This is a genomic window from Pseudomonas sp. TYF_14 (genome assembly GCF_043105275.1).
In the GTDB taxonomy this organism is placed as follows: Bacteria; Pseudomonadota; Gammaproteobacteria; order Pseudomonadales; family Pseudomonadaceae; genus Aquipseudomonas; species Aquipseudomonas alloputida.
In genome coordinates this window covers 1-342 of record NZ_JBICLK010000033.1, presented here as the reverse complement: position 1 = coordinate 342, position 342 = coordinate 1, and the positions used below count along the sequence as shown (strand labels likewise).

1 pseudogene is annotated in these 342 nt (G+C 60.2%); it reads left to right on the top strand.

From position 1 onward, the window contains the following. Nucleotides 1-342, top strand: a pseudogene (locus ACF8O8_RS10525) (acetolactate synthase large subunit); the annotation flags it as partial.

The window sequence follows — 342 nt, the reverse complement described above, 5'->3', positions numbered from 1 at the left end:
TGATCGAGAAGCCGCCGTTCTTCATGGTCCGTGGCGGCACCGAAGTCATCCACATCAACTTCCGCTCTGCCGAAGTCGATGCCGTGTACTTCCCGCAAGTAGAAGTGATCGGCGACATCGCCAACGCCGTGTGGCAGATCAGTGAAGCACTGAACGACACGTCGCACTGGGACTTCACCCGCCTGATGGCCATCCGTGAAGCCAACGAAGCACAGATCGCCGAAGGCGCCGACGACGACCGCTTCCCGGTCTACCCACAGCGCATGGTGGCTGACATCCGTCGTGTACTGCCGTCCGAAGGCATCGTCGCCCTGGACAACGGCATCTACAAGATCTGGTTCG